This window comes from Aggregicoccus sp. 17bor-14 (assembly GCF_009659535.1).
GTDB lineage: Bacteria > Myxococcota > Myxococcia > Myxococcales > Myxococcaceae > Aggregicoccus.
Map to the genome: position 1 here is coordinate 154,887 of NZ_VJZZ01000013.1, position 26,746 is coordinate 181,632.

At 73.2% G+C, this 26,746-nt stretch carries 25 protein-coding genes; 8 read left to right on the forward strand and 17 right to left on the reverse strand.

All coding sequences use genetic code 11. The features are described 5' to 3' along the window. Positions 1-46 precede the first annotated feature (46 nt). The 8 genes from FGE12_RS23165 to FGE12_RS23200 form a co-directional block, all read right to left on the reverse strand. The gene (locus FGE12_RS23165) at positions 47-565 is read right to left on the reverse strand and encodes a MarR family winged helix-turn-helix transcriptional regulator (protein WP_153868749.1); all 519 of its coding nucleotides are present in this window, start codon (positions 563-565) and stop codon (positions 47-49) included. Then, positions 562-3,732: an efflux RND transporter permease subunit gene (locus FGE12_RS23170; protein WP_153868750.1), complete on the reverse strand. Its 3,171-nt coding sequence runs from the start codon at positions 3,730-3,732 to the stop codon at positions 562-564. Before FGE12_RS23170 ends, FGE12_RS23165 begins: the two co-directional genes overlap by 4 nt. A gap of 30 nt (positions 3,733-3,762) precedes the next feature. Then, positions 3,763-4,911 carry an efflux RND transporter periplasmic adaptor subunit gene (locus tag FGE12_RS23175; protein WP_370459116.1) on the reverse strand — a complete coding sequence of 383 codons (1,149 nt, stop codon included), beginning with the start codon at positions 4,909-4,911 and terminating at the stop codon, positions 3,763-3,765. A gap of 312 nt (positions 4,912-5,223) precedes the next feature. Next, positions 5,224-7,974: a GAF domain-containing protein gene (locus FGE12_RS23180; protein WP_153868751.1), complete on the reverse strand. Its 2,751-nt coding sequence runs from the start codon at positions 7,972-7,974 to the stop codon at positions 5,224-5,226. A gap of 220 nt (positions 7,975-8,194) precedes the next feature. Then, positions 8,195-9,133 carry a pirin family protein gene (locus FGE12_RS23185; protein WP_153868752.1) on the reverse strand — a complete coding sequence of 313 codons (939 nt, stop codon included), beginning with the start codon at positions 9,131-9,133 and terminating at the stop codon, positions 8,195-8,197. A 20-nt stretch (positions 9,134-9,153) separates the two neighbouring features. Beyond that, the gene (gene wrbA / locus FGE12_RS23190) at positions 9,154-9,774 is read right to left on the reverse strand and encodes an NAD(P)H:quinone oxidoreductase (protein WP_153868753.1); all 621 of its coding nucleotides are present in this window, start codon (positions 9,772-9,774) and stop codon (positions 9,154-9,156) included. A gap of 105 nt (positions 9,775-9,879) precedes the next feature. After that, positions 9,880-10,575 carry a pirin family protein gene (locus FGE12_RS23195; RefSeq protein ID WP_153868754.1) on the reverse strand — a complete coding sequence of 232 codons (696 nt, stop codon included), beginning with the start codon at positions 10,573-10,575 and terminating at the stop codon, positions 9,880-9,882. Positions 10,576-10,673: 98 nt separating this feature from the next. Next, positions 10,674-11,222 (reverse strand): YceI family protein, encoded by a 549-nt coding sequence (locus FGE12_RS23200; protein WP_153868755.1) that lies wholly within the window; start codon positions 11,220-11,222, stop codon positions 10,674-10,676. A gap of 110 nt (positions 11,223-11,332) precedes the next feature. Between FGE12_RS23200 and FGE12_RS23205 the strand changes: the two genes are divergently transcribed. Then, positions 11,333-12,268, forward strand: coding sequence for a LysR family transcriptional regulator (locus tag FGE12_RS23205; protein ID WP_153868756.1), 936 nt, complete (start codon positions 11,333-11,335; stop codon positions 12,266-12,268). Here FGE12_RS23205 and FGE12_RS23210 read toward each other — a convergent pair. Further along, on the reverse strand, positions 12,223-13,317 hold the full coding sequence (locus tag FGE12_RS23210; RefSeq protein ID WP_153868757.1) for a hypothetical protein: 1,095 nt from the start codon (positions 13,315-13,317) through the stop codon (positions 12,223-12,225). The genes FGE12_RS23205 and FGE12_RS23210 overlap by 46 nt on opposite strands. Before the next feature lie 251 nt (positions 13,318-13,568). Here FGE12_RS23210 and FGE12_RS23215 point away from each other — a divergent pair, with 251 nt between their 5' ends. After that, complete coding sequence (locus tag FGE12_RS23215; RefSeq protein WP_153868758.1) at positions 13,569-13,835, forward strand: hypothetical protein; 267 nt, start codon at positions 13,569-13,571, stop codon at positions 13,833-13,835. Between the two features lie 485 nt (positions 13,836-14,320). Here the strand turns inward: FGE12_RS23215 and FGE12_RS23220 are convergent, their stop codons facing one another. Then, on the reverse strand, positions 14,321-14,896 hold the full coding sequence (locus FGE12_RS23220) for a manganese efflux pump MntP family protein (protein ID WP_153868759.1): 576 nt from the start codon (positions 14,894-14,896) through the stop codon (positions 14,321-14,323). 610 nt (positions 14,897-15,506) lie between these two features. On the opposite strand from FGE12_RS23220, the gene FGE12_RS23225 reads away from it, so the two are divergent. Both FGE12_RS23225 and FGE12_RS23230 read left to right on the forward strand, forming a co-directional pair. After that, entirely contained in the window at positions 15,507-15,884 is a 378-nt protein-coding gene (locus FGE12_RS23225; protein WP_153868760.1) for a type II toxin-antitoxin system RelE/ParE family toxin, read from the forward strand. Further along, on the forward strand, positions 15,865-16,194 hold the full coding sequence (locus tag FGE12_RS23230) for a helix-turn-helix domain-containing protein (protein ID WP_153868761.1): 330 nt from the start codon (positions 15,865-15,867) through the stop codon (positions 16,192-16,194). Before FGE12_RS23225 ends, FGE12_RS23230 begins: the two co-directional genes overlap by 20 nt. A gap of 82 nt (positions 16,195-16,276) precedes the next feature. On the opposite strand, the gene FGE12_RS31045 is transcribed toward FGE12_RS23230, so the two are convergent. After that, the gene (locus tag FGE12_RS31045) at positions 16,277-19,483 is read right to left on the reverse strand and encodes a two-component regulator propeller domain-containing protein (protein WP_153868762.1); all 3,207 of its coding nucleotides are present in this window, start codon (positions 19,481-19,483) and stop codon (positions 16,277-16,279) included. A gap of 180 nt (positions 19,484-19,663) precedes the next feature. Here FGE12_RS31045 and FGE12_RS23240 point away from each other — a divergent pair, with 180 nt between their 5' ends. Then, positions 19,664-20,194: a peroxiredoxin gene (locus FGE12_RS23240; RefSeq protein ID WP_194798185.1), complete on the forward strand. Its 531-nt coding sequence runs from the start codon at positions 19,664-19,666 to the stop codon at positions 20,192-20,194. On the opposite strand, the gene FGE12_RS23245 is transcribed toward FGE12_RS23240, so the two are convergent. Both FGE12_RS23245 and FGE12_RS23250 read right to left on the reverse strand, forming a co-directional pair. Further along, positions 20,191-21,180, reverse strand: coding sequence for a DMT family transporter (locus tag FGE12_RS23245; RefSeq protein ID WP_370459117.1), 990 nt, complete (start codon positions 21,178-21,180; stop codon positions 20,191-20,193). The two genes, FGE12_RS23240 and FGE12_RS23245, sit on opposite strands and share 4 nt — an antisense overlap. Beyond that, positions 21,177-21,467, reverse strand: coding sequence for a rhodanese-like domain-containing protein (locus FGE12_RS23250; protein WP_228531016.1), 291 nt, complete (start codon positions 21,465-21,467; stop codon positions 21,177-21,179). The genes FGE12_RS23245 and FGE12_RS23250 overlap by 4 nt, the downstream gene beginning before the upstream one ends. Positions 21,468-21,525: 58 nt before the next feature. Here FGE12_RS23250 and FGE12_RS23255 point away from each other — a divergent pair, with 58 nt between their 5' ends. Next, positions 21,526-22,041: a GreA/GreB family elongation factor gene (locus FGE12_RS23255; protein ID WP_153868764.1), complete on the forward strand. Its 516-nt coding sequence runs from the start codon at positions 21,526-21,528 to the stop codon at positions 22,039-22,041. 24 nt (positions 22,042-22,065) lie between these two features. Here FGE12_RS23255 and FGE12_RS23260 read toward each other — a convergent pair whose 3' ends face one another. Continuing rightward, positions 22,066-22,308 carry a hypothetical protein gene (locus FGE12_RS23260; RefSeq protein WP_153868765.1) on the reverse strand — a complete coding sequence of 81 codons (243 nt, stop codon included), beginning with the start codon at positions 22,306-22,308 and terminating at the stop codon, positions 22,066-22,068. Positions 22,309-22,568: 260 nt separating this feature from the next. Between FGE12_RS23260 and FGE12_RS23265 the strand changes: the two genes are divergently transcribed. Next, a complete protein-coding gene (locus tag FGE12_RS23265; RefSeq protein ID WP_153868766.1) occupies positions 22,569-23,876 on the forward strand; it encodes a hypothetical protein in 1,308 nt (435 codons plus the stop codon). A 198-nt stretch (positions 23,877-24,074) separates the two neighbouring features. After that, positions 24,075-24,407, forward strand: coding sequence for a hypothetical protein (locus FGE12_RS23270; RefSeq protein ID WP_153868767.1), 333 nt, complete (start codon positions 24,075-24,077; stop codon positions 24,405-24,407). A 7-nt stretch (positions 24,408-24,414) separates the two neighbouring features. Here the strand turns inward: FGE12_RS23270 and FGE12_RS23275 are convergent, their stop codons facing one another. The 3 genes from FGE12_RS23275 to FGE12_RS23285 form a co-directional block, all read right to left on the reverse strand. Next, positions 24,415-25,491 (reverse strand): trans-acting enoyl reductase family protein, encoded by a 1,077-nt coding sequence (locus FGE12_RS23275; protein WP_153868768.1) that lies wholly within the window; start codon positions 25,489-25,491, stop codon positions 24,415-24,417. 90 nt (positions 25,492-25,581) lie between these two features. After that, positions 25,582-26,169, reverse strand: a complete 588-nt coding sequence (locus FGE12_RS23280; RefSeq protein WP_153868769.1) for a hypothetical protein — start codon at positions 26,167-26,169, stop codon at positions 25,582-25,584. A 41-nt stretch (positions 26,170-26,210) separates the two neighbouring features. After that, entirely contained in the window at positions 26,211-26,627 is a 417-nt protein-coding gene (locus tag FGE12_RS23285; RefSeq protein ID WP_153868770.1) for a cereblon family protein, read from the reverse strand. Positions 26,628-26,746: the final 119 nt, after the last annotated feature.

Consider the following 26,746-nt stretch of genomic DNA (forward strand, 5'->3'; position numbering starts at 1 on the left):
GGTCCTTCGGAAAGGTGGCAGGCCGTGTCTAGCAAGCCTGGGGAGACTAGGGATCGGTGGCGGTCTTGGACCCGGGGGTAGCGCCCGCGGCGCACGCCACGGAGGCGCGCGCCTTGAGCCGCTGCACCAGGCGCTGCAGCAGCCCGAAGAGGGCGCAGCGGTCGTCCGGCTCGAGGAAGGAGAGCAGCTGGTCCAGCCCGTCGTTCATGTGGCTGCGCATCTGGGCGTAGAGCTCCTGGCCCTTCGCCGTGAGGTGGGCGCTCACCGCGCGCCGGTCCTCCGCGGAGCGCAGCCGCTCCACCAGCCCCATCGTCTCGAGCCGGTCGATGACGCCGGTGATGGTCTTCTCGGTGATGCCGGCGCGCCGCGCGAGCACGCCCATGGTGAGCGCGCCCTCCTCCCCCAGCCAGAGAATCGTGTGGGCCTGGGGGTGGGTGAGCTGCAGGTCCTCGCACAGCGTGCCGATGGGGTCGCGCAGCGAGCGGTGGCGCCCCAGGTCCACCAGCAGCTCGTGCAGCTGCTGGGCGTCCGCGCTGGGGCGGGGAGCTGTGTCGTCCTTCATCATGCGCCCTCCAGGGAGGTGGCCGCGGCGACGTTGCCGGGCAGCGCCACGTCCGCGTCGTTCGCCGCGGGCTCACGCGTGTGCAGGTGGGTGGTGCCGCCCTTGCCCTTGCCGCCCTTCTTGCCGCGGCGGGAGAAGCGCTGGCTCACGCCGTCCAGCAGCGAGTACACCACCGGCACCACCACCAGCGTGAGGACGGTGGAGGTGATGAGGCCGCCGATGATGACCAGCGCCATGGGCACGCGCGTCTCGGCGCCGTTGCCGCGCGCGAGCGCCACCGGCACCATGCCGGCGATCATCGCGATGGTGGTCATGAGGATGGGGCGCAGGCGCAGCGGAGAGGCGTGCAGCAGCGCCTCGCGCGCGCTCTTGCCCTGGGCGCGCATCTGCTGGGTGAAGTCCACCAGCAGGATGCCGTTCTTCACCACCAGGCCCATCAGCATGATGACGCCGATCATCGCGAACATGCTCATGAACTGGCCGGTGAGCAGCAGCGCCCCGATGGCGCCGATGAACGCGAAGGGCAGGGACAGCATGATGGTGAAGGGGTGCACCAGGCTCTCGAACTGCGCGGCGAGGATCATGTAGAGCAGCACGATGCCCAGGAGCAGCGCGGTGACGAAGGCGATGCCCGTCTTGGCCATCTCCTTCGCGTTGCCGGCGAAGTCCGCGATGACCGTCTTGGGCAGCTCCTTCTGCGCGTAGCCGGTGAGGAAGGCCATGCCCTCGCCGAGGCTGTAGCCGGGCGCGAGGTTCGCGAGCAGGGTGATCTGCCGCTTCTGGCTCTGGCGGTCGATCTGCACGGGGCCTTCCGCGGGGGTGATCTTCGCCACGTTGCGCAGCTCCACCAGCTGGCCGTTCGCCGCGCGCACGGTGAGCTGGCCCAGCGCGTCCGCGCTGGCGAGCGTCTCGTCGGAGAGGCGCAGCTTCACCTCGTAGGTGTCGCCGCCCTCGCGGTAGTCCGCGAACTTGTCGCGGCCGAGGAAGGCGCGCAGCGTGCTGCCCAGCTGCGCGGCCGGAACGCCGAGCTGCGCGGCGCGCTCGCGGTCCAGCTCCACGTCGTACTGGGGCTTGCCGCTGCGGTAGGTGGTGTCCACGTCGGTGAGGCCCTTGTTGGCCTTCATCGCCGCCATCACCTTCTCGCTGCTCTTCACCACCTCGTCCCAGTTGTCGCCGCGGATGTTGAACTGGATCTGCTGGCTGCGGTTGCCGCCGCCGCTCACCGCGGCCACGTCCTGCACGCCCAGGTTCACGCCCGGCCGGCGCGGGAGCACCTGGCGCAGGTAGGTCTTGAACTGCTCCTGGTTGTAGCCGCGCTGGGTCACGTCCACCAGGTTCACCAGCAGCTCGCCCTTGTGCACCTCCTCGAGCGTGCCGCCGCCCGCCGTGGCGAAGGTGTCCTTCACGCCCGGCATCTTGCGCACCTGCGCCGCGAGCTGGTTCAGCTCGCCCTCCGTCTGCTGCAGCGTGGAGCCGATGGGCAGCTCCACCGTCACCTTCACGTTCGCGTTGTCCTGCGCCGGGATGAAGGTGAACTTGAGGAAGCGCGCCATCCCGAAGGTGAGGACGAGCACGCCCACCGCCACCAGCATCACCAGGCCGCGGCGGTTGAGCACCTTGGCGAGCACGCCCTGGTACCAGCGCTCCAGGCCCACCAGCGCGCGCTCCACCGCCGCGCTCACGCGGTTCGTGGGGCCGCCGTGATGCGAGCTCAGCATGCGGCTGCTGAGCATGGGGGTGAGCGTCATGGACACGGCGTAGGAGATGAGCACCGCCACCGCCACCGTGACGCCGAACTGGTAGAAGAACTGGCCGATGAGGCCGTCCATGAAGGCCACCGGCACGAACACCGCCACGATGGAGAGCGTCACCGCGAGCACCGCGACGGCGATCTGACCCGCGCCCTCGAGCGCCGCCTCGCGCGGGGTCTTCCCCTCCTCGAGCAGGCGCACGATGTTCTCGATGACCACGATGGCGTCGTCGATGAGCAGGCCGATGCTCAGCGTGAGCGCGAGCATCGTGATCACGTTGAAGGTGAAGTGCATCGCCGCCATCACCGCGAAGGTGCCGATGACCGACACCGGCAGCGCGATGGCCGCGACGATGGTCGAGCGCAGGTTGCGCAGGAACACGAAGACGATGAGCACCGCGAGGATGCCGCCGAGGATCATGTCCTCCTGCACCGCGTGGATGGAGGCCTTGATGAAGCGGCTGTTGTCGCTCACCATCGAGACCTTCACGCCCTTGGGCAGCTGGCTGTTGAGCTCCTCGAGGCTCTCCTTCACGTTCTCCGCCACCTGCACGGTGTTCGCGCCGGACTGCTTGCGCAGGATGAGCGCCACGGCGCTGCCGGTGTCCGAGCGCGCGAGGCCGCGCGCCTCCTCCGGGCCGTCCACCACGTCCGCCACGTCGCGCACGCGCACCGGCGCACCGTTGGGGCTCGCGATGATGAGGTTGCGGATCTCCTCCACGCTCTTCGCCTCCGCCGTCAGGCGGACGATGCGCTCCTTGCCGCCCGAGGTCGCGCGCCCGCCCGGGATGTCCAGGCTCTGCGCCTTCACCGCCTGGCTCACGTCGCTGACGGCGAGCCCGTAGCCGCGCAGCCGCTGCGGGTCCACCACGAGCTGGATCTCGCGCTCGCGGCCACCCGTCACGTCGATGCTGCCCACGCCCGCCTGCTTCTGCAGGCCCGGCTTCACCACGTCCTCGGCCGTCTTGGTCAGCTCCTGGATGGGCAGGGGACCGGAGAGGCTGAGCGTCATGATGGGCGCGGCGCCGATGTCGAACTTCTCGACCACCGGGGTCTCGATCTCGGCGGGCAGCTGGCGCGTCGTGGCCTGCACGCGGTCGCGCACGTCCTGCGCCGCCACGTCCACGTTGGTGCCCAGCTTGAAGGTGACGATGATCTGGCTCACCGACTCGAGGTTCACCGAGCGCAGCTCGTCCACGCCGTTGAGCGTGTTGAGCGCCTCCTCGAGCGGGTCGGAGATGTTCTTCTCGATGCTCTCGGGGTCCGAGCCCGGGAGGATGGTGGTCACCGTGACCACGGGGAAGTCGACGTCGGGGAACTGGTCCACGCCGATCTTCGGGTACGCGTTGAGGCCGAACACCACGATCGCCGCCATGAGCATGGCGGTGAAGATGGGACGCTGGATGAAGGTCTTGAGCATGTGCGTGCGTCCGGAGAAGTCAGAAGAGGGTTACTGCACGACCTGCAGCGCCGTGCCGTCCTGCAAGGGGAGGCTCGCGTCGGCGACCACCTGGTCCTTCGCCTCGAGGCCCGCGAGCACGCGCACGTAGCCGGGCAGCACGCGCTGCACCTTCACGTCGCGGCGCACCGCCTTGCCGTCCTGCACCACCCACACGTAGCCCTGCTCCCCCTTCGCGCTCACCGCCTGCGCCGGGAGGAAGAGGCCCGCGGAGAGGGCGGGAGCGGCGTCCTTGGAGCCTGCGCCGTCCGTGCCGAGCGCCGCGCTGAAATCCAGCTCGGCGAGGGCGCCGGCGCGCAGCACGGTGCCGTCCTTGCTGGGCAGCACGTCCGCGAGCACCTCCACGGTGCGGCTCTGCGGGTCGATGACCGCGCCCAGGTTCCTCACCTTCGCGCTGAAGCGCGCGCCGGAGGGGTTGAGCGTGCCCTGCACCACGCTGCCCACCTTCACGCGGTCCACCACCGCCTCGGGCACCAGCGCGCGCACCTCGAGCGAGTCGGTGTCCACGAGGCCGAAGATGGCCGTGGGCGGGGTCATGGCGACGTAGTCACCCACGTTCTTGTTGCGCGCCGTGATGACGCCGTCGAAGGGGGCGTAGATGCCGGTGTCGCGCAGCAGCTCCTCGGCGTTCTTCAGCGCCGCGGCCGCCTGGGCGGCCTGCGCGGTGGCCTGGCGGAAGCCCACCTCCGCCTTGTCCAGCCCCGCGCGCGCGAGGCTGCCGCCGGTGGCCAGCGTGCGGGCGCGCTGCACCTCGGTGGTGGCGCCGTCCAGCGACGCGTCCGCCGCCGCCTTCGCCGCGCGCGCCTGCTCCACCGCGATGCGCACGTTGCTGGTGTCCAGCTGCGCGAGCAGCTGACCCTTCTTCACCCGGTCGCCGACCTTCACCTTCACCAGCGTGAGCGTGCCGCTCGCCTGCGCGCTGAGCGTGGCCTCCTGCTTCGAGCGCACCGTGCCGGTCGCCTGCAGCACGCTGGCCTCCAGCTTCGTCGCCGGGGTGAGCGCGCGCACGCCCACCGCGCTGCTCGCCTGCGCGCTCGCCGCCGCCGCGTCCGCCGGGGGCAGCGCCGGCTTCTCGCCGCGCCCACAGCCCGCCGCGCCCACGCCGACCATCACCACCGCCGCCGCCAGCACTGCCTTCACACCCACGCTCTTGCTCACGGTCTCTGCTCACTTCGGCCCGGCGGCCAGACGGCGCCTGGGCCTGAAAAAAGGGGCTCCACTACCCGGAGCAGAGATATACCCAGGTGACGATAGTCCGCAATGCGGATTATCTTGAGAGCGGGTATACGAAGGGCATACCCCGCCCAAGGCGTTGATTTGACTGGGTTGGATGAATGGTGGGCAGGCGAGCGGGCGGGCGGTTGACGGCGGCTCGCCTGGCGACGGGAGGGCTGTCACGCAGCTTCGCCCGGCACCCTCACCCCGACCCTCTCCCAGGGGGAGAGGGAGGACTCAGGCGCGGGGGAGGCGCACGGTGAAGCGGGTGCCGTCCGCGCTGTCCGAGGTGCAGTCGATGCGCCCGCCGTGGGCGCTCACGATGCGCTCCACGATGAAGAGCCCCAGCCCCAGGCTCTTGCGCGGGTTGGACTCCTGGCTCGGCGCGCCGCGCTTGAAGGGCTCGAAGAGGTCGGGGCGCACGTCGTCGGGGATGGGCTCCCCGGTGTTGTGCACCTCGAGCACCACGGCATCCGCTTCGCCGCGCGTGGAGACGCTCACGGGCGTGTCCGCGGGGCTGTAGGCGAGCGCGTTGCCCAGCAGGTTCGCCACCACCTGCGCGAGGCGGTCCCCGTCGAAGCGGCCGCCGCCGTCCCCCTCCGAGCGGAAGCGCAGCTCGCGCGCGGGGTGGCTCGCCTGGTGCTCCTCCACCACCGTGCGCGCCAGCTCGTGCACGTCCACCGGCCGGCGGTGCACCGGGATGCCGCCGCCCAGGCGCGCCTGGGTGAGGTCCAGCAGGTCGTGCGTGATGCGGGTCGCGCGCTCGGCGCTCTGGATGATGCGGCCCACCGGCTTGAGCGCGCGCTCGTCCGTCACGCGCGTGCGCAGCACGGCGGCGCTCATCAGGATGGCGGAGAGCGGGTTGCGCAGGTCGTGGCCCACGATGCCGAGCAGCTGCTGCTCGAACTCGCTGCGCGCGCGCTGCTCGGCCTCCTCCTGCTTCTGCCGGGTGATGTCCTGCTGCGTGCCCACGAAGCGCACCGGGCGCCCGGCCTCGAAGAGGCAGCGCCCCAGCGCGCGCAGCCAGCGCACCTGACCGGCCGCCGGGAGCACCACGCGGAACTCGCACGCGTACTCGCCGCCACCCGCCGGGTCGAAGGCGCGCTCGTAGTCGCGGTGCACGCGCGCGCGGTCCTCCGGGTGCAGGCGCGAGAGGAACATCTCGTAGTCCACCGGCACGTCCGGCGCGAAGCCGAACATGGCCTTGCAGCGCGCATCCCAGGTGAGCTGGTTCGCGTGCACGTCGAAGTGCCAGGTGCCCAGGGCCGCCGTGTCCAGCGCGAGCTCGAGCTGGCTCGCGTTCGTGCGCAGCTCGCTGAACAGCCGCGCGTTCTCCACCGCGAGCGCGGCGCGGCTGGCGAGCGCCTGGAGGAAGCTCAGGTCCTCCGCGTCGAAGGGGACGGCGCTCTCCTGCCCGCGCATCGCGTGCATCACGCCCACCAGCCGCCCCTGGCGAAAGAGCGGGAGCACGATGAGGCTGTGCACGGGATAGCGCTCGGCGTAGGGCGTGAGCTCCCGCTTCATGCTCGCCTGCAGCTGCGCGGTGTCCACCCGGGGGATGAGCACGGGCCGCCCCGTCTGCGCGACCACGCCCGCCAGGCCCTCGCCCATCGCGGGCGGGTGCGCGCGCATGAGCTGGGCGAGCAGCGCCGCGTCCGTCGGGTCCGGGCTGTGGTTCGCGACGAGGTCCAGGCGCCGCCCGTTGGCCGAGAGCACGCTGACCATGGTGCGGCACGCGAGCTGCTCGGAGGCCTGGCGCGCGAGGGTCTGCAGCACCGAGCGCAGGTCCAGCTCCGCCTCGCTCACCGCCTGCGAGGCCTCGGCGAGCAGCTTCATGCGCGCCTCGGCCGCCTGCGCCTCCTCGCGCGCGTGGCGCTCGGCGGCGTAGAGGCGGCCGCGCTCGAAGGCCTGCGCGCACTGCTGGCCGAGCGACTGCATCAGGTCCAGCTCGAGCGCGCTGAAGCGGCGCGGCTCGGCGAACACGAAGCCCAGCGCCCCCAGCGGCCGGCCCTCCACCCACAGCGGCAGGCTCGCCCACGCACCCGTGAGGGTGATGTCCTGGGTGCGCGGGATGTGCGGATAGCGCCGCTCGCGCTCCTCGGGGGTCTCCAGCAGCACGGGCTCGCCGGTGCGCGCCGCGTCCGCGATGGGCACCGGCGTGTCCACGGAGAAGCGGCGGTAGAAGTCCTGGGTGGGCGCGTCGATGCCGAGCGTGCCCACGATCTCCAGCTCGCGCCCGTCCGGGGTGAAGCGCACCACGCTGGCCAGGATGGCGCCCAGCGCGCGGCGCCCCTGCTCCATCACCACCTCAGCCACCTGCTCGGGGGTGAGCGCGCCGGAGAGCGCCGCGCTCACGCTCTTGAGCCGCGCCACGTGCTGGGTCGCGAGCTCCGCCTCTTGCGCCGCGCGCCGCTCCTGCTCGCGCAGCGCGAGCGCCTGGCGGCGCACCTGCTCGCGCGCGCGGTACAGCTCCACGAACACGCCCACCTTCGAGCGGAGGATCTCCGGCACGTAGGGCTTCTGCAGGAAGTCCACGGCGCCTTGCGCGTAGCCGGCCACCACCTGCGCGTCGTCGCGCCCGTAGGCGGTGAGGAAGATGATGGGCACGTGGCGCGTCTTCTCGCGCCCCTTGATGAGCTGCGCCGTCTCGAAGCCGCTCAGGCCCGCCATCTGCACGTCCAGCAGGATGACGGCGTAGTCCTCCTTGAGCAGCGCCCGCAGCGCCTCCTCGCCGCTCTCCACCTTGTGCAGCCGCGCCCCCAGCGGCTCGAGCACCGCCTCCAGCGCGAGCAGGTTCGCCGGGTTGTCGTCCACCAGCAGCACGCTCGCCTCGCCGCCGCCCCCGCCCGCGCGCGGCTCCCCCGAGGCCTCGCGCTCGGGCTCGGCCGTGCGCGCGGCGGCGGCCGAGAGCGGGCGCCCGGCGACAGGCGTACGCCAGCCGGCGCGCGGGGGCAGCGCGGGGAGCTTGGGGCGCGAGGGCCTAGCCACCCACGGCTCCGCTCTGCCGCGGCGGGCGCATCGTCAGGACGTGGCGGGGGAGCGCCGGGCAGGGCATGCGGTCCTTCGAATACCGGGCGGCCGCCGCCTCCACAACGGCGGACACGCCGTCCGGAGCGCCATCGCTCGCAAACCAGGCAGCCAGGCGCCGCGACCTGTTCGCTGCGCGACAGCCGCCCGCCGGGAGCCGCCGGCGCGCGGCGTGGGTGGATCAGGGGTAGCGCACCGGGGGCGGGTCGTCCGGCAGGGGAATGAACTCCGTCTCGCCGGGCACGGAGGGGAAGCGCCCGCCACGCCAGTCCGCCTTCGCCCGCTCGAGGCGCTCGGGGGAGCTGGCCACGAAGTTCCAGAAGAGGTGGCGCGGGCCGTCCATCGTCTCGCCGCCCAGCAGCAGCAGGCGTGCGGGCGTGCGCGCGTCCTTCTCCGCTTCGAGCACCACGGGGTCACCCTTGCGGAACAGCAGCAGCGCGCCCGGCTCGAAGCGCTCGCCAGCCACCACCGCGCCGCCCTCGGCCACGTACACCGCGCGCTCGTCGTGGCTGGGCGGCAGCGCCACGCGCGCGCCGGGCTGCAGCGTGGCGGCGGCGTAGAACATGTCCGAGTACACCTGCACCGGCGAGCGCGCCCCGTGCAGCGCCCCGAGGATGACGCGCAGGTGCACGCCCGTGTCCTCGAGCACCGGCAGCGCGGCCTCGGGCGTGTGGGTGAACTCCGGCGCGCGCTCCTCCTCGTTCTTCGGCAGCGCCACCCACAGCTGGATGCCGAAGAGCGGGCCGCCCGCGGCGCGCACGTCCGGCGCGCTGCGCTCGGAGTGCACGATGCCCTGCCCCGCCGTCATCCAGTTCACCGCGCCCGGCTGGATGCGCTGCACGCTGCCCAGGCTGTCGCGGTGGAGGATCTCCCCCTCGAAGAGGTAGGTCACCGTCGCGAGCCCGATGTGCGGGTGCGGTCGCACGTCCAGCCCCTGCCCCGCCCCGAAGGCCGTGGGGCCCATCTGGTCGAAGAAGACGAAGGGGCCCACCATGCGCCGGCGCGCGCTGGGCAGCGCGCGCCGCACGCGAAAGCCGTCCCCCAGGTCCCGCGTGGGGGCGACGATGACGGACTCGGGGGCTGCGGAGGGCTCGCTGGGCTGGTGCAGGCGCGGGGTCATGTCGGGGGAACCTTATTCTCTCAGGTCTGTGCGCTGCGGCCGGCGAGCAGCTGCGCGGTGACTTCCACGACGCGCCTCGCCTGGAAGCGCGCCGCCTTCTTCGCCGTCTCGTCCGGCGGGATGGTGCCGTTGGCCGAGACGTGGCTCGCGCCGTAGGGGTTGCCCGCCTCGAACTGGATGGGGTCCACGTAGCCGGGCGCCACGATGATGGCGCCCCAGTGGTAGAAGACGTTGTTGAGCGCGACGAGGGTCGTCTCCTGGCCGCCGTGCTTCGTCGCGGTGGAGGTGAAGCTGCTCATCACCTTGTTCACCAGCGCCCCCTTCGCCCACAGGCCTCCGGTGCCGTCGATGAACTGCTTGAGCTGCGCGCTGGGCAGGCCGTAGCGCGTGGGGGTGCCGAAGATGATGGCGTCCGCCCAGGTGAGGTCGTCGTTCGTCGCCTCCGGCACGTGCTGCGTCTCGGTGCGGTGCTTGCTCCAGCCCTGGTTGCTCTGGATGGCCTGGTCCGGCGCGAGCTCCTTCACCTTGCGCAGCCGCACCTCGGCGCCCGCGGCCTTGGCGCCCTCCTCGACGGCGAGCGCCTGCTGATACGTCACGCCCGTTGCGCTGTAGTAGATGACCGCGAGCTTCACCTTCGCCATGGCGCTCTCCTGGATGGGGGTCCCTGTGAGGTGAGGGCCCGGGCAGGGAGCGTCAAGGCGGGCCCCGAAGGGGGGCCCGCACGCTCCACCGCCCGGGAGGCAGCCTCAGGCGAGGTCGAAGAGCAGCGCCTCGACGGGCTCGGAGGCCTCGAGCACCAGCTTCGACTCGTCCGACACCGCGACGCCGTCACCGGCCTTCAGCTGCAGCCCGTTGAGCGTGGCCTTGCCGCGCGCGAGCTGCACCCAGGCGTGGCGCCCGGGGGCGAGCGTGTACTCGGCCTTCTCACCCCTGCCGAGCAGCGTGCCGTGCAGGCTCATGTCCTGGTGCACCTTGAGGCTGCCCTCGCGCGCGTCGGGGCTGACCAGCACGCGCCAGCGGCCCTGGCGCTCCGCCGTGGAGAAGGCCTTCTGCTCGTAGCCGGGCGTGAGGCCCTTCTTCTCGGGGAGGATCCAGATCTGCAGGAAGTGCAGCGGGTCTTGCCCCGCGTTCATCTCGCTGTGCATCACGCCGGTGCCGGCCGTCATGCGCTGCACCTCGCCTGCGCGCAGCACGCTGTTGCCGCCGGTGGAGTCCTTGTGGCCGATGCTGCCCTCGAGCGGGTAGGTGATGATCTCCATGTCCCGGTGGCCGTGGGTGCCGAAACCCTCTCCGCCCTCCACGCGGTCCTCGTTGATGACGCGCAGGGCGCGGAAGCCCATGTGCCGGGGGTCGAAGTAGTCGGCGAAGGAGAAGGTGTGGTGCGAGTCGAGCCAGCCGTGGTTCGCGTGGCCGCGCTCCTCGGAGCGACGAAGGGTGAGCATGGTGTTGCCTTTCTCGGTGCTGCGCCCGGCGAGGAGGTGCGCCCGCGCGGCCCGCCGGGAGGGCCGCGTGGGCAGGAAGTGGTGAAACGGTAAGACGCTCAGGCGGCCTTCGCAGCGGCGGCCTTCACCGCCTGGACTTCGAGCGTGATGTCGATGCGCTCGCCCACCAGCACGCCGCCCGCCTCGAGCGCCTGGTTCCAGGTGAGCCCGAAGTCCTTGCGGTCGATGCGGGTGCTCGCGCTGAACGCCACGCGCTCCGTGCCGAAGGGGTCCGTCATGCGGCCGAGGTACTCGGTCTCCAGCACCACCGGCCGGGTGACACCGTGCAGGGTGAGGTCACCGGCGATTTGAACGTTCTTGCCCTTCTGGGTCACCTCGCGGCTGCGGAAGGTGAGGCGCGGGAAGCGCTCCACGTCGAAGAAGTCCGCCGAGCGCAGGTGGTTGTCGCGTGCCTCCACCTGGGTGTCGATGCTCGCCGCGTCGATGCGCACCTCGGCGGTGGCGCCCGTGAGCTCGCCGGACTCGGGCAGCGTGAGCGTGCCCTCGAAGCGCGAGAAGCGGCCGTGCACCTTGGCCACCACCATGTGGCGCACGGTGAAGGCGACGGAGGAGTGGGTGGTGTCGAGGTTCCAGGTCTGGGTGGTCATGGGCGTTGCTCCTTGAAGTCGGTTGGACGAGACACAAGATGCGTCCGTTCCCCCTCCAGCACTAGATGAGCCTCGTGCAACACATTGTTCTTCCCGGTAGAACAATGCCCATGGACCTCAACGAGCTCTCGGTGTTCGCGACCGTGGTGCGCCTGGGCAGCTTCACCGCGGCGGCGCGCGAGCTGGAGATGCAGAAGTCCGGCGTGAGCCGCAAGGTGAGCGACCTGGAGGAGCGCCTGCGCACGCGGCTGCTGCAGCGCACGACCCGCAAGCTCGCCCTCACCGACGCGGGCCGCATCTACTACGAGCACTGCGCCCGCATGCTCGCCGAGGTCGAGGAGGCCGAGGCCGCCCTCTCCGGCCTGCGCGCCAGCCCCTCCGGCGTGCTGCGCGTCACCGCCCCGCTCTCCTTCGGCTTCATCGGCCCGTACGTCGGCGAGTTCCTCGCGCGCCACCCGCAGGTGCAGGTGGAGCTGGTGTGCACCGACCGCGTGGTGGACCTGGTGGAGGAGCGCTTCGACCTCGCCATCCGCGCCGGCACCCTGCCCGACTCGGCGCTCGTCGCCCGGCGGCTCGGCAGCCTCGTCAGCTTCCCGGTGGCGAGCCCCCTGTATCTGAAGCGCCGCGGCCGGCCCCGCACGCCCCAGGCGCTCGCCGAGCACGAGTGCCTCTCCTTCGGCAGCCAGCTCAACGCGAAGTGGCGGCTCGTCTCCGACGAACAGGCCGCGGAGGTGCGGCTCGGCAGCCGGCTCGTGGTGAACGACCTGGAGATGCTGCGCGAGGCGGCCCTCACCGGGCTCGGCATCGCGATGCTGCCGGACCGCGCCTGCGGGCCGCTGCTCGCGGAGGGGCGCCTCGAGCGCGTGCTGCCCGGGTGGACCTCGGCCGAGATCCCCATCCACGCGCTCTACGCGAGCACCCGCCACCTCGCCTCCAAGACGCGCGCTTTCATCGAGCTGCTGCAGGCGCGCATGGGCGCGCAGGCCCCCACGCAGCCGGCTCAGAAGGCGAAGTCGAAGCCCGCGCGCAGGGACGTGCTCACGTAGTCCGGGTCCGGCGCGCTCAGCCCACAGGCCGCGAGCGTGCCCGCGTCCGTGGGCGAGACGTCGCGCTGCAGCGTCCCTTCCGCGAAGAGGCGCAGGCGCCCGGGCAGCGCCGTGAGCTGCAGCGACGCCGCGCGCGAGCTGCCGAAGCAGCGCTCCTGGTAGGGCGCATACTCGGCCTTCAGCCGCGCGCTGAAGGCTGGGGTAAAGGCCCAGCCCACGCGCGCACCCAGCACGTAGCGCGGCGGCGCGAGCGGCAGCTCCGCGGGCGCCTCGCGTCCCTGCGTGTCCTCCTCCGCCGCCTGCGGCAGCGCGCCGTGCAGGTGCAAGAGCGACCCGTCCACCCCCAGCTCCAGGTGCTCCTGCACGTCCAGCGTCACGCGCGCGTCCACCCGGTACTCCTGCAGCCCCACGCGCAAGTGCTGCGACGCGGGCTCGTCGGGCCCCGGCAGGTACTCGAGCCGGTACAGCGTCGTGGAGGCGCTCGCCTCGAAGAGGCCGACGACGTCGCGCTCCGGGTCCGTCTCGTACTCGGCGCCGAGCTGCGGCGCGAGCGAGCGCAGCCGCTCCGTCGCATCCACGCACTGCACCCGCGCCGCGATGGGAAGGCAGTACACGCCCGGGTCGCTGCCTCCCGGCGGCGCGGCCTCCAGCGAGAGCCGCAGCGTGAGTGGCTCGGAGACCGCGAGCGCGCCCTCGAGCTTGAGGAAGTGCGAGGGCCCGCGCCCCTCGCGCTTCTCCACCTCGTAGGAGAGCTCGAGCTCCAGCGCGTCCGTCGCCTGCACGCCGACGAAGAGCTCGGTGGCGAGGTACGGCGTGCGGTACGCGCCGTCCGCAGAGCGCGTGGAGCCGCCCTCGAGTGTGAGCCCGAAGGCGCTCAGTGCGGGCCCCGCCTCGTCGTCGCTCGCGTCCTCGTCGGCCTCCTCGACGTCGTGCGCAGTCGCAGCGCGCGTCGCAGGCGCTCTCGCGAGCGGCGCATCCGCTGCAAGCACCTCTCGCGCGCCGATGGAGCCGAGCGCGAGCAGCAGCGGTAGCGAGAGAGGCAGCGGCACGGAGGCTCCGAACGCGACGGGTCCTCAGCGACAGTCTGCACGCCCCGGCGCGTTTCCCAGCGGTGTCGCTCCCGCGTGCCCGCGTGCAGAGCAGCCAGGCGTGGCGCGAGAGCTCGGCGCACCCTGTGGCCGCTTTTCGCACCCCGCGCTCAGTCCTTTTCGGGAGGCGCGAGGTCGCTCACGCGCGCGTCCCGCACGGCAGGAGAGAGAACGACAACCGAGAGAGGACGGCGACGATGAGTCTCAGTTGGATGAGGCGGGCACTGCTCGTGGCGATGATGACGGCGGTGAGTGGAACCGCGGTCGCGAAGGGCGGTGGCAGCGGGCACGGCAGCGAGCGCAGCGAGGTGCACGGGCGCAAGGGCGAGAAGCAGGAGGTCCGCCACCGCGAGAAGGAGCGCCACAAGGTGAAGCACAAGGCGCGCACCAAGCACCGGGAGCGCGAGCGCGAGCGTCATCGCGAGCGGGAGCACGAGCGCGGCGACGACCACAACCGGCGTCGCGGCGGACACAACTAGGGCGGCGCGGGCTCGAGCCCAGCGCGTGCGGGCAGGAAGGGAAGACGAAAAGGACGGGCCCGTCGCGCCTCCGCCGAGCGCGGACGGGCATCGCCCTGCGCATCGCTCCGGGGATGGCCGGGTGGAGAGGAGGGGGTGTCGGGCGAAGTGCTGTGCGTCGCTAAATACGAACCTCGGGAGATTCTAAAACTCCCGAGGTTTGTCTTTAGCTCCGCACCGACCTGCGACCGGGAGGGGCTGGCCGGCGTGGACGGAAAGCTTCGCTCGGGCGCGAGGCTGGGCGCTGCGACAGACGGTTCATCGACTCTGGCAGGGCGAGGTCGAGAGCAGAAGCAACGTTGCTTCTACTCGCCCTCCCCCCGCGGCCTCGCCCGGCCGACCTGAGTGACCCAGGAGCGCTCCGCAGGGCGGCGCCCCGCCGCGCTGGGCACGCGCGTCCGGTACCCGTCCCGCCTGGCCCCCTCCCGAGCCCGCGCGGCGCGCGCCTACCTCGCGCTCAGGTGCTCGAGCAGCGTCTTGAGCCCGAGCCCGATCAGGACGAGCCCGCCCACGATGTCCAGCTTGCGGCCCAGCTTGTCGCCGAAGCGCCGCCCCGTCTCCACGCCCGCGAGCGAGAGGAGGAAGGTGGTGGCACCGATGAAGCCCGCCGCGAGCAGCGGAGGCACCTCGAGCAGGGGCAGCGTGAGGCCTGCGACCAGCGCGTCGATGCTGGTGGCGAGCGCGAGCAGGATGAGCAGCCGCAGGTTGAACGGATCCGCGCGCGTGCTCTCCGCGGGGCCACCCTCCTCGCCCTCCTCGCGGATGGCGTCCCAGAGCATCTTCGCGCCGATGCCCCCGAGCAGCACGAAGGCCACCCAGTGGTCCCACGCCTCGATGGACGCGGCGAAGTGCGATCCGGCAGCCCAGCCGATGATGGGCATCACGCCCTGCGACACCCCGAAGAACAGCGCGAGCACCAGCGCGTCGCGCAGCCGCACGCGGGGCGCCGTGAAGCCGCTCGTCATCGCCACGGCCGTGGCATCCATGGACAGACCGAGCGAGAGCAGCACGAGCGAGAGCATGACGCCCTCCCCTACCGCATGGCAGCCCGCAAGAGAATCAGCATCCGGAGGAAGCCCACCATGCGTCTACTGCTTCGGTGGGGTCGGAGGGACGCGACGCGGAGGTGTGCGCACTGCGAGGGGCTTCCGGGACTTCAAGGCGTGCAAGTCCTCTCCCGCCTGCTTCAGCTCTGCCGTCCGAGTGCAGATGTGCGTGGTGAACTCGGTGGGCAACGTCTCATCGAGCGGCTGCCTCACAGCAGCATCATCGGCAGGATGATGGATGCGGTGCGCGTACACGACGTACTCGACGCCCCGCTCGAAGTGCTTGCCGCAGTCGCCGCCGCCCCGTCCGGTTCCCAGCGTCGGTCCGGGCTGGAGGGACGGACCTCGACGACCCTCCCGCGGAACACGGCATCGGCTTGTGCAAACGCCTCATCGGGCGGAGCGCTCGGCGCGCAATCACAGGCCATTGCCTCACGGCCGAGCCACAGCACTGCGCACAACGCGAGCTTGCATAGGTTCGCGCTCAACCTCATCCGTCAGTGCCTCCTGCTATCGAGCAAGCGTCCGCATTGGACGTCCTTCTTGAAGGCACATGCCAGAAGTAGCATATTGAGGAAGAGAAACGTTGAGGCTCAAGTCGCTCTACTTCGTTTCTGGATGCCAGAAAGACCTCCGGGCATTGCCAGCCAAGGTGCGGCAGTCATTCGGTTACGCCCTGTACCTGGCACAGCTCGGCGACAGGCATCCGTCAGCCAAGGCGCTCAAGGGCTTCGGAGGTGGAGGCGTCGTGGAGGTTGTCGAGGACGACGAAGGTGGCACCTACCGGGTCATGTACACGGTGAAATTCAAGGATGCGGTCTTCGTCCTGCACGCCTTTCAGAAGAAATCGAAGCGCGGGATCTCAACGCCCCTCGCCCAGATGAAGCTCGTCGGATCCCGATTGCGGCTGGCTGAAGAGGCCTACAACGCGATGGAGCACCCCCATGGCCAAGACTCGAACTGACATCACCCGGAGCAGCGGCAATGTGTTCGAGGATCTCGACCTTCCCGAGGCAGAAGAGACGCGCACGAAGGCGGACCTGGTACACGCGATTTCCAAGGCCATCGCAGCCCGCCGGCTCAAGCGCCAACAGGACGTCGCGGACCTACTGGGTATCGATCAGCCCAAGGTCTCCAAGCTCCTGCGCGGCCATTTCTCCGAGTACTCCGTCGAACGGCTGATGGAGTTCCTCACCCGACTGGGAATGAACGTGGAGATCAAGGTCACCCCGAAGCGGTCTCGCACGCCGGGTCACATTCACGTGGTCGCGTAGGCGCGGGACTGCGTGACGCAGCGGTGAGCGCTCTTCCCTCACCCTGACCCTCCCCCAGGGGAGAAGGGACCGTGTCACGACGCTACCGGAACGCCACCTTGCGCTCCGGCCCGAAGGAGCTGCGCAGCTCCACGGTGCCGGTGTCGAGCAGCGCCTCGAGGTCCTTGCCCACGCGCTCGCGCAGGGCGGGCGCGCTCTCGATGCCCTCCTGCTCGACGAGGCTCACCAGCCCCACCCAGCCGTCGCGCCCCGAGCGCTTCGCCGCGTAGAGGCAGCGGTCCGCGAGCTCCAGCACCTCCTCCCACGGCAGCGCCTCGGGGGCGCCGGGGAAGAAGGGGAAGGCCGCGAAGCCGATGGAGGTGGTGCAGCGCAGCGTCTGCCCGTTGCCCAGGTCGAAGGTGTGGTGGCGGATGGCGTCGCGCAGCTTGAGCGCGATCGCCTCCGCGGCGCGGCGGTCCGTCTGCTGCGCCACCACGAGGAACTCCTCGCCGCCCCAGCGCACCAGCGTGTCCGTCTCGCGCAGCACGCTGCGCAGCACGTCGCTCGCCTGCTGCAGCACGCGGTCGCCCATGGCGTGGCCGTAGGTGTCGTTGACCTGCTTGAAGTAGTCCAGGTCCACCATGAAGAAGAGCAGGTCCGCGTTGGGCGGGCCCAGCTCGCGCGTGCGCCGGTCGCTGGTGCTCCAGCGCCGCAGCACCCGGTTCGCGTCCTCCGGCAGCGTGAGGCGCAGGAAGCGGCGGTTCTTCGCGCCGGTGAGCGGGTCCAGCAGCGTGGTCTCCTCCAGCTCGCGGGTGCGCTCGCGCACCAGCGCCTCCAGCCGCTCGTTCTCCTTGCGCAGCCGCGCCGTCTGCCAGCGCACCGCGAGCACCACCAGCCCGGTGAGCGCCAGCCCGAACACCATCAGCCACGCCGGGTGGCGCCACCAGGGCGTGGGCACGTGGAAGGCGAGGGAGGCGACCGGCCCCCAGGCGCCCGGGCCCAGGCGCGCGCGCGCCTCGAAGCGGTAGTCGCCCGGCGGCAGCGCCGTGTAGCGCGCGCGCCCCACGGCCTCGCCCTCGCGCCACGCGTCCTCGAAGCCCACCAGCCGCACCTGCGTCTCCAGCGCGGTGGGGCTCACGTAGCTGGGCACCGAGTAGAGCAGCTCCACCGTGCGCGCCCCCTTCGGCACCTGCTGCACGCCGGGCGCGTGGGGGTCTGCGCGCTGCTGGTCGAAGGAGAGGCCGGTGAGCACCGCGGTGGGCGGCGGCGGCGGCCCCGCGTCGCGCGAGGCCTCGTAGTGCGCGAGCCCGCTGCTCATCCCCACCCACACGTCCCCGTTGGGCTCCACCAGGAGCGCGCCGCCCGAGCAGTCCTCGCCCGGCGTGCCGTCGCCGCGCGTGATGCGCTCGAGCTGCCCCGTGCGCGCCTCCCAGCGCTTGATGCCGTTGGAGGTGCCCACCCACAGCCGCCCGCGCGGGTCGTAGCCCAGCGAGTACACCGTGTCCGCGGAGAGCTCCGCCGGCGCGTCCAGCGGCTCGGCGCGGCCCGTGTCCGGGTGGAAGCGGCTGAGGCCGTGCTCGTTCCAGTAGCTCACCACCAGGTCACCCGAGGGCGTCTCGGTGGCGATGGACAGGTGCGCATCCTGCAGCCCCGCCTCCTTCGCGTAGCGCACCCAGCGCCCGGCCTCGAGCCGCGCGAGCCCGTAGCGCCCGGCGACCCACACCCGCCCCGCGTGGTCGCGCAGGAGCGTGTTGACCTGCTCGTCCGGCTTGCCGCCGGGCAGCGCCACGTGCTCCACGCGCGGCTGCGTGGGGTGCGCGCCCGGGACGAGCCGCAGCAGGCCCTGGTGCAGCGTGGCCACGTAGAGCGCGCCGGTGGGCGAGCCGTCCGGGTCCACCAGCAGCGCGCTCACCGCCTTGCTGCCGCGCGGCAGGCCCAGCTCCACGTCCTTCCACTCGCGCCCGCCCGGGGCGAGGTAGCGCAGGGGGCTGGTGGCGAGCCCGCCCGGGTTGCCGCCCGCCCAGAGGCCGCCGGCCCCGTCCTCGGCCACCGCGAACACGGGGTAGTTCGCCACCGGCTTCGCGCCCTCCCAGCCGCCCGGCGTGCCGCGCGCGAGCCCCGCCTGGGTGCCCACCCACAGCCGCCCCTCGCGGTCGCGGAAGGCCGTCCACACCGTGTCCGCCGGCAGCCCCGTGCGGCGCGTGTGCGCGCTGAGCACCAGCCGCCCCTGCAGCCGGTGCACGCCCTCGCTCGCCACCCACAGCGAGCCCTCGCGGTCCACCAGCACCGCCTCGGCCCAGTGCGTGGGCAGCCCCTGCGCCTCGCCCAGCACCACCGCGTGCTCGCCCTCGAAGCGCACCACGCCCATGGAGGTGGCCACCCAGAGGCGCCCCTCGCCGTCCAGCGTGACGGCGGAGGTGAGGACGGGCGGCCCGGGCAGGGACGCGGTGCGGTCCTCCACCGGGCCCGTCGGCGTGCGCAGCATCCACAGCGACTCGGGGCCGCGCAGCCACAGCCGGCCGCCCGCGTCGCGCGCCATGCTCAGCACGTACTGCGTGTCAGGCAGCTCGCGCAGCGACCACGGGCCCGGCGGCGCGCCGCGCGGCTGCTCGCGCCACATCAGCTTGCGGCCCTGCACCGCGTAGAGCGTGCTGCCGTCCGGCGCCACCCAGAGCACGGGCACGCTGCGCGCCGGGTAGTCCTGCACGCGGCGGAAGGGCCCCGCGGGGCCGGGCCCCTCGTAGAGCCCCTCGCGGGTGCCCACGTACACGCGGCCGTCCCCGGTGCTCGCCACGGTCTGCACCGCGCCCGCCGGCAGCCCCTGCGCCGGGCCCAGCGCCCGGAAGCGCCCGTCCTCGAGCAGCGCGAGCCCGCCGCTGGTGGCCGCCCACAGGTGCCCGTCGCGCCCGAGCCCGAGCGCGTTGAACTCCGTGGTGGGCAGCCCCTCCGCGCGGCCGAAGCGCTGGAAGCGCTGCCCGTCGAAGCGGTAGAGCCCCTCCTCCGTCGCCGCCCAGAGGAAGCCCTGCGCGTCCTGCGCGAGCATCGACACCGCCAGGTTGCGCAGGCCCTGCTCCGAGCCGTAGCTGCGGAAGCCGTAGTGCCCGGGCGGCTGCTGCGCCGCCGGCGCCGCGGCGGCGCTCGCCGCCGGAGCGCGAACCTCCAGCGACTGCACCGGCACCGCGCGGCGCACCGGCCCCTGCGCCGCCACGGCCTCCCGCACGCCGCCGCCCGCAAGCCACAGCAGCGCGGCAGTGGCGGCGAGGCGCAGCAGCCTCGACGAAGAGGCCTCGAAAGAGAGGGCGGAGCGCACGGATTCCTGAGAGGTCGCCACCCTAACAGAAGCCCCCGTGGAACTAAAATGTTGGGCCCCAACTGTAAGTCTCCAGCCGGGCGCGGTCCTCCGCCTTCCCCACCCTGCCCCACCTGGTGCGCAGCCCCGGGCCATGTCCCAGCGAAACGATTCGAGGGGCTCGCGCATACAGAGGGGACCATGCGCGCTCCCCTCTCCCCGTCCCTGCCCTCCGCCCCGCCCGACGCAGCCCTGGGCGTGGGCGCGCGCGCGCCCTCTCCGCTGCTGGTGGATCCGCTGAGCGGTGAGCCGCGCCCGCTGCTCGTTCCCGGCCGTCCGACGCTGGTCACCTTCCTGCGCGGCACCTGGTGCGGGGACTGCCGGGCCTTCCTCGAGCGCGTGGGGCCGCTGCACGCGGAGGTGGCGCGCCGGGGCGTCTCGCTGGTGGGGGTGGTGTGCCAGGGGCGGCACTGGGTCGCGAGCTGGCTCGCGGTGAACCGGCAGCCCTTCCCGCTGCTGGTGGACGAGGAGCGCACGGCGGCGCGCGCCTACGGCGTCTACAAGCTGCTCGGGCTGGACGGGGTGAACATCGCGCGGCCCGCGAGCTTCCTCGTGGACGCGAGCGGGCGCATCACCTGGTCCTACGTGGGGCGCGACAAGGGCGACCGCCCCTCGGACGCGCTGCTGCTCGAGCGCATCGCGCAGCTGGGCGAGGCGGCCCGGGCGCCCTAGGCGTCTCCCGGGGCTTCTTCAGGCGCGGCCGGGGGCAGCACCGGCAGGCCCTCGGCGGCGGCCGCGCGCGCGGCCGCGGCGTCCAGGCGCGCGAGCAGCACCACCGCGGCGAGGATGCACGCGCCGCCCACGCCCTGCGCCGCGCTCAGCCGCTCGTGCAGGAAGAGCGCGCCCAGCAGCACCGCCACCAGCGGCTCCATCGTGCTGAGCAGCGCCGCGCTCACCGCGCCCACGCGCGCCATGCCGGCGAGCAGCGCGAGCACCGCCACCACCGTGCCCAGCAGCGCGAGCCCCCCGACGGCGCTCCAGCCCACGCCCGTCTGCGGCCAGCGCGGCCCGCGCGCGAGCACCAGCCCCGCGTACACGGCGCCGGCCGAGAGCGTGATGACGGTGGAGGCGCCCAGCGCCCCCGCGTGGCGCAGCACCCGCGCGCTCGCGAGGATGTAGAGCGCGTAGATGAAGGCCGAGAGCACCCCGAGCGCGATGCCCAGCGGCCGCACCGCGCCGCCCGCGCCCGAGAGGTCCAGCGTGAGGCAGGTGCCCGCGAAGGCGAGCGCCACCGCGGCGAGCTTGCCGGGCCCCAGCCGCTCGCGCTCCACCCACACGCTCAAGAGCGCCACCAGCGCCGGGTAGAGGTAGAGCAGCAGCGCCACCAGCCCCGCGGGCGCGAGCGCGAGCGCGCCGAAGTAGGCGAGGCTCTCGCTCACGTAGCCCACGCCTCCGAGCAGGCAGAGCGCGAGGAGCACCCGGCCGCGCGGGAAGCGCTCGCCCCGCACGCGCATCACCGCCGCGAGCACGAGGCCCGCGAGCGTGAAGCGCAGGAAGAGCAGCGTGGGCACGTCCGTGCCGGACGCGTACGCGAGCCGCCCGAAGAGGCCCAGCGCCCCGAAGCTCGCGCCCGAGAGCGCCACCAGCAGCAGGCCGCCCAGGCTCGCGCGCGGGGCGGCCGCCGGAGCCGGCGCCGCGGCGCTCTCGCCAGCGCTCACCAGTTGCCTGCGTGCACGAGGTTGAGCACCTCGGGGTAGCCCGCGCGCTGCAGCAGCTCGGCGGCGCTCGCCGCGCGCGCGCCGGCCCGGCAGTAGACGACCACGGGCGTGCCCGGCGGGCCGACCTCGGCGAGGCGCCGCGCGAGCTCCTGCACCGGGATGTTGCGCGCCCCCGGCACGTGCCCCTCGCGGAACTCCTCCGGGGTGCGCACGTCGATCAACGCCGCGCCGGCCTCCACCATCGCGCGCGCCTTCTGGGACAGGGTCTGGGCAGTCTCGGAGCTCATGGCCGGCGCAGTGTAAGAAAACTGGAGCGCGCGTCCACGCCCGCTACAGTCCTGTGGCATGTCCCTGGACAAGAAGCACCTCCTCGCCCAGCTCATCGAGCGGCTGCAGCACTCCGACCGCGTCGCCCACCGCGCCGAGGCCGACGCGCGCGAGGCCGCCAAGAGCCTCGCCACCGAGAGCGAGAAGAAGGAGGACGGGCGCGCCGCCATCGAGTTCGGCAGCCTGGCCACCGGTCAGGCCACGCGCGCGCGCCGGCTCGCCGAGGAGCTGCAGGCGCTCGCCGCCTTCGCCGAGGCCCCCTTCCCGCGCTTCGGGCGCACCAGCCCCGTGGCGCTCGGCGCCATCGTGGACGTGGCCACCGAGGATGACGACGGCCCGGCCGAGCGCACCTTCTTCGTGCTCCCGGCCGGCGCAGGCGCCGAACTCACCGGCCCGGACGGCGACGGCTTCCTCTCGGTCATCACCCCCGCCTCCCCCGTGGGCCGCGCCCTGATGGGCCGGCGCGCCGGGGAGACCGCGGAGGTCACGCTCGCGGGCGAGGTGCGCGAGTGGACCGTGCTCGACGTCGGTTGAGCACTGGATGAAGCGCGGTCCGCGCTACGCGTGCACGTCGTAGGCGAGCACGTCGCGCGCGGGCGCGTTGTGCATGCGCGACTCGATGCGCGCCTCGATCTCGTCGCGCAGCCGCTGGCCGTCCGCTACCGCCGAGTCGATGTCCGTGCGCGTGCGCACCGACTGCTCGTCGCTCGCAGCGCGGTAGGCCGACGTGTCCGGCGCGGCCGTGCGGCGCCCTGCGCTCTTGCTGCCGGCGGACTTCCTGCTGCGCTTGCTCGATGCCATGGGTGACTCCTCCTCCTGAGGGGTGGACCTCTGGGACCAAAGGTGGGGATGCGCCGCGCCCGGGGCGAGCGCCCAGCTCCAACGGCCGCAGAGCAGGCAGGCGGCAGGGGCCGCACCGACGAGCGCTCGCTCCTTCGCCCGCCGTCCCCACGGGGCTCCGAGTGTCGTGGCGAGGTCCCTGGGTGGCGCCCCACCTTCTGGGACAGGGACACCCGTGTCCCGCCCCTCCCGGAAACCGCCGGAACCTGAAGGAGCACGCGATGCGCAGGACTCTCCTCACCGCCGCCCTGGCCTTTGCACTGGCCCTCCCGCTCTCTGCTCTCGCGCAGTCGACAGGAGGTGGAGCGGGTGGAGGTGGCGCGGGTGCGGGCGGTAGCGGCGCGGCGGGCAGCGCGGGCGCGGGCATGGGGGTTCCGGGCAACGCGACCGGCACCGGTTCGGGGGGCTTCGGCGCGGGCACCGCGACCAACACGGGGACCGGTACGGGCGCGACAGGCACCGGCGCCACGGGCACGGGCACCGTGACGGGCGCGGGCGGCGCAGGGACCACGGGCACCACGGGTCCCGGCACGGGCGGCGCGGGGACGAACGGCGCGGGTGGCGCGGGCACTGGCTCCGGCGGCATGGGGACCTTCAGCCCGACGGGCGTGCAGGGGCCCTCCGCGACGGGCACGGACCAGACCGGCGGCACGGGCAACTTCGTCACCGCAGGCAACAACGGCACGGGCGGCTCCGGCGGCGCAGGCGCCTTCGACTTCGCAGGCACCGGCACGGGCGGCTCGGGCCTCGGCCCCACGGCGAACGCGGGCACGCAGGGCACCACCGGCGCAGGCACCACGAACACGGGCGCAGCGGGCGGTGCGGGCACCTTCAGCACCACCGGCACGGGCACCAACGGCACCTTCGGCGCGCCTGCGTCGGGCACCGGTGGCGCGGGCGGCACCGGCACGACAGGGACGAGCGGCGCTGGCAACAGCGGCGCGAGCGGCACCGGCGCGGACGGCCGTGGCGCAGCGGGCTCCGGCAACGGCGGCGCGGGGGCCGCGGGCACGGGCGGCTCGGGAGCTTCGGGCTCCACGGGCAGCGGCAGCATCGGCGTGGGCACGGGCGGAGCAGGCGGCACCCCCTCGCGCGACGCGGGGGAGCCGGGCGCGGCGCGCTCCGCGGCCGAGCCTCCTCCGGGCGCGAGCCAGGACCCGCAGCAGGAGATCGCCCGGCTGCGCGCCGAGGTGCGCCGCCTCGAGGCCGCCGCATCGCGCACCACCGGCCCCCGCGGCTCGGACGGCAGCGGCACCGGCGGCTCCGGCGATGTGGACCCCGACCAGGTCGCCGTGCTGAGCACGACGATCGACGGCCGCGTGCGCTCGGTCGGCCGCGGCCGCATCGACGTGCTCGACCGCGAGACCCACGACGTCTACACGCTCGCCGTGAACGACGGCACCCGCGTGGTGCGCGGCGGCGAGCGCGTCCCGATGCGCGAGCTGCGCGAGGGCTCGCGCGTGCGCGCCGCCGTGGACCTCGTCAGCGGTGACACCGTCGCGCGCAGGGTCGAGGTGATGGGCCGCTGACCCGGCGGCACGGCGCCGCAATCCCTCTTCCATTCGTAGAGGGGACGGCTTCGGCCTGTGTCTCTGAGCGGAGAGGTGCGCGGGGGTGCGCGCCCGCACTGCTGCCGATGCAGCTTTCCAGCCACGGTCGCTGCGCAGCGCGCACGGCGGGCGGTGGCGATCCAATCCGCGGGCCTGGCGGCAAGTTCAGCCGGCCCCATGAACACGCCCATCCTGCGAACCAAGCGCGACACCCTGGTGAGCATGCACCTGCAGGAGCTGCACGAGGCGCTCGCCACGCACGGCATCCGCGAGCCTGTGCGCGCCGAGGTGGAGTCCGTGGCGCGCCTCATCGTCACCCGTGAGGCCCAGCAGCGCGCCCTGCTCGAGGCCGCCCGCGCCGAGCCCTTCTCCCCCGAGCGCAGCCCCCGCGTGCAGCGGCTCCTCGCGGTGCTCGAGTCCATCGACGGCACGCTGCTGCAGATCGTCCCCTCACTGGTGCGCGCCCTGCGCGGCGGTGACCTCCCGTCCCTGCGCAGGCGCGAGCCCTAGGCTTCGCTCAGACATCGATGCGCCGCGTGCCCTCCACCTGCAGCACGAAGTCCTTGCCGAAGGCGCGCGCGGGCGTGTGCGCGCCGTGGGGCGCTCCGGCGAGCACGCCCTCCACCGCGAGGATGCCCGTGCGTGCCGTGAGCGCGTAGCCCTCGAGTGTCTCCAGCCACGCCTCCGCCGCGCGCCCGTCCGCCGCGCGCGCCCTCGCCCAGAGGAAGCTGCGCCCGCGAGCGCGCGCATCCGCGTCCGGCCCCTGCACGCGCCGCTCCACGAGCCGCATCGTCGCGTCCTTCACCGTGGAGACGGCGAAGAGCCGGCGCACGAGCGGAGAGGTGAGCCGCAGCGCGAGCGCAGTGGGCGCCGGCATCGCCATGGACGTGGTGATGTCCGGGATGCCCGTGGTGTGCCACGCCGTCTCCAGGTCGCCCCAGGGGATGGGCAGCACCGTGCGGGTGCGGTCGCTGAAGCGCACGCGGTGCGCGCCCTTGCCCAGCGGCCACGCCTGCAGCACGCCGTTGCGCCGCACGCGCCCGCCGCCCGGCACGCCCTCCAGCATGCTCTTGAGGGTGCCGGCGCTCGGCGCCTCCGGGCCCGCGAAGGCGAGCTCCAGCTCGCGCGCGCCCGGCACCTGCTCGGCCACGTGCAGCGCGAGGCAGTCCGTGGGCACCACGTCGAAGCCCACGCCCGAGATGAGCGTCACCGCGCGCTCGAGCGCCTCGGCGTTGTGGCGGAAGGTGTTCTCGAAGACGGGCAGCTCGCCGGTGATGTCGAGGTAGTGCACGCCCGCGTCGAGGCAGGCGCGCAGCATGGGGCGGCTGGTGCGGATGAAGGGCCCGGCCGCGTGCAGCACCAGCGCGCAGCCCTCCAGCGCGCGCCGCAGCCCGCCCGCGTCCTCGAGCGAGACCGCCTCCACCTCCAGCCCCAGCCGCTCCGCCAGGGGGCGCAGCTTCTCGCGCGTGCGCCCCGCGAGCACCGGCCGGTGGCCGCGCCGCACCGCCTCCTCGGCGAGCAGCACGCCGGTGTAGCCAGAGGCGCCGTAGAGCATCCAGCGGGGGGCAGCGGGCGGGGCGGGGTCCAGGGGCATGAGGTCTCTCCTCCGGAGGCTAGGGTGCGCAGGGAGCGGCTGCGGAGCGCGCGCCGCTCGCCGCGCCGTCGGGCAGGCGGGCGCGAGCCGTCACTGACAGCGCGTCTCCGCGCCCGGGGGCAGGTCCACCAGCCGCAGCTCGTCCATCACCAGCGTGCGCAGCGGCTGCGACCAGCTCTCGAAGGCCGCGCGCCCCGCGAGCACCGGACAGCTGCTGGTGGGCGCGAAGGCGTTGGCCTCCGCGGGCAGCATCAGGGCCGTGTACTTCAGCGCGCGCGGCAGCGTGCTCTCGATGGAGAGCACCATCATCCGCGCGCCGCCCTCCGCTCCCTCCTGTCCGAAGCGGATGCGCAGCGCGTGCGGCGGCGCGGCCTCGCCCTCGGGCACGTAGCGCAGGTGCACCCAGCGGTCGCCCTCGATGTCCCCGGTGACGCGGAAGTCGTCGCCCGGCACCACGTAGATGACGTCCTTGTAGACGTAGGGGAAGGGCGGCAGCTCCTGGCGCATCTCGCGCGTCTCGTCGAGCACCACCGTCACCGTGTGCGGCGGCCGGCACGCCGTCACCGCGCAGGCCTCCGCGGGCGTGGGCTGCGGCACCTTGGGCGCCTTGGACTCGGGCGCGTGGTGGCAGCCCGCCATGCACGGCAGCCACAGCAGGAGGAGGAGCGCAGGGCGCATGGGCCGTCCGGGGCGCGGCGGGTGGGGCAGCAGGGCCCAGGCTAGCCCAGGCCCGGGCCCCCCGGGGCGCGCAGCCGCTCGAGCACCAGCCCGAAGAAGTCCTGCGCTCCACGGAAGTGCCAGCCCAGGTGCGCGCCGCACATCGCACAGAAGGCGTACGCCCAGGCGCAGCCGCTGAACCAGCTCGCCTCCTCGACGGGAGGGCCCTCGACCCGCGCGCCCTCCGCCCGCGCGAAGGCGCCGAAGTGGAAGACGACGCCCGCCGGGTTGAAGCGCGTGTGCGCGTGCCGCCCGTCCACCGCGATGCGCTCGGACTCGCGCGTCACCGGGTGCAGGCAGTGCGCGCAGAGCAGCGGCGGATCGGGCTCGGCGCGGGTCGGAGCGGGCCCGGCCTTCGCTGCGGCGCGCGGCGGGGGCTTCTTGGATTCGAGGAGGCGCAGCCCTCTCCCAGAGGGCACCCCTTTAAACCTGTCGACGCGCGACGGGTGAGGGGCAGGCGTGGGAGGGAGCAGCCGGGAGCGTGGCTTGGGCCCGTGCGGGTTGCAAGGGCATGGAGGGTACAAGGCCATGCTCGATG